The organism is Rhizobacter sp. P1_G5 (assembly GCF_056405435.1).
The window spans coordinates 1-1701 of record NZ_JBFUCB010000918.1 but is presented as its reverse complement, the minus strand read 5'-3'; the positions used below and the strand labels follow the sequence as shown (position 1 = coordinate 1701).

General features: G+C 71.7%; 1 protein-coding gene and 1 pseudogene. One reads left to right on the top strand and one right to left on the bottom strand.

Annotated features, from left to right (window positions below; genetic code table 11):
• Positions 1-203 (bottom strand): annotated as a pseudogene (locus tag AC1D12_RS32695) (hypothetical protein); the annotation flags it as partial.
• Positions 204-368: 165 nt separating this feature from the next.
• Between AC1D12_RS32695 and AC1D12_RS32690 the strand changes: the two are divergent.
• Positions 369-1701, top strand: a 1333-nt coding sequence (locus tag AC1D12_RS32690) for a sensor histidine kinase (RefSeq protein ID WP_477845291.1), incomplete at its 3' end; no start/stop codon positions are given.

Below are 1701 nucleotides of genomic sequence, written 5' to 3'. Positions count from 1 at the left end.
GAGCAGCCCAGCTCCAGGTGGCCGATGTAGGTGGTGTCGCCGTGGGCGCAACCGAAGCGGCGTTGCACCGCGGCCGGCAGCCGGGCCCAGCCGGCAGCGCCGACCAGCGCGGCCAGGTCGAGCGGCGCGGCGCGCGAGGGGCTGCGGCTCGGTGCAGAGGCGCGGCGCAGGCGGGTGGCAAGCAGGGCAGTGAGGGCAGTCATGGCGTGGTTCGAAGGTGGCTGACACACCCTCTATCGCGAGAACCGGACCACCCCCTTCGCCGATCGCAAGCCGTTGATTTGATTGGGTTTTGTATTTCGGCCTGCATACTTCGTATACAGTGCGCGAACCCCTCGTCGTCAACCTGGTTGACAGGTCACCACTGCATGCTGATCCACGCCACCCTGGCCTTTGCGCTGTTCGAGACCCTGACCCTGGCCGGCGTGCTGCTGTGGTGGGCCGACCGGGTGGCGGGGGCGCGCTTGCTGGCCGCCTTCCTGACCGGCATCGCGATCTGGATCACCGGCAACGAGCTGCCGAACTGGTTCGGCCCCGGCGTCGAGCGCCTCGCGATGGCCTTGCTCGCGACCGCGCCGCTCACCTCGTCGTTCTTCTTCCACTTCTGCGTGGTGTTCTGTCGCGTCGAGATCGGCCGTGCCGGCGTCGCGGCCGCGTATGCGCTGGGGGCGGTGTCGACGATCGCGGCCGAGATCCTGGTGCCCGGGCACCTGGTCGCGCACCGCGACATCGGCTGGATAGCCATCGCCAACCTCAGCGGCTGGATCGCCAGCATGGCGTGGGTGATCCTCGGCATCGGCGGCGTCTCGGTGCTGCTGCACACGCTGATGCGCGCGCGCCGGCCCGGTTTCAACCAGTATTTCAACCAGATCGCCGCCGTCACCGCATCGTGCCTGTGGGGCATGCTGTGCCTCACCGGCTACGGCATCGCGGTGCTCGACTGGCCGGTGTACCCGTTCCCGCTGCTCGGGCTGCCGTTCTATCCGCTGATCCTCGTCTACGGCATCCTGCGCTACGGCGTGTTCGTCGCCAATGCCTGGGCGCGCCGCGCGCTGGTGTGGGCGCTGCTGCTGGCGCTGGGCGCGGCGATCGTCGCGGTGACGCCGCTGCTGCCGATCGAGTCGCGCTGGATCGGTGGCCTCGCGGTGGCGGCCAGCTGCCTCGCGCTGAACGGGCCGGTGCGGCGTTTCGCCGAGCGGCTGGTGTACCCGGGCGGCGAGGTGTCGGCGGCCGACCTGGGCGCGTGGCGGCTCGCGCTGCAATCGCCCGAGACGCCGCAGGCGCTGGCCGAGCGCGCCGCGGCGTTGCTGAGCCAGCGCATCGGCACGCGCGTGGAGGTGCATGTGGGCGAGCTGCCGGAGGCTCCTGCATCCGCGCCTTCGCTGGTGTRCCTGGCGGGCCCTGAAGGCYGGACCACCGCGCTGCACGGCTGGGAGGCCGCGCCGCCCGGCCCGCGCCAGGTGGCCGAGCTGTTCGGCAGCGTCGTCGCCGAAGCGGCGGCCCGCGTCGAGCAGGCGCGCCAGATCGCCGAGCGCGAGCGCGAGCGGCAGCTGCAGGCGCGCCTCGCCGAGCTGGGCTCGCTGGCGGCCACCGTCGCGCACGACATCCGCAACCCGTTGAACATCATCTCGATGGCGGTGGCCCTGGCACCCGCCGAGACGCGGCGCGAGGTGGCTGACCAGGTCGCGCGCATCTCGCACC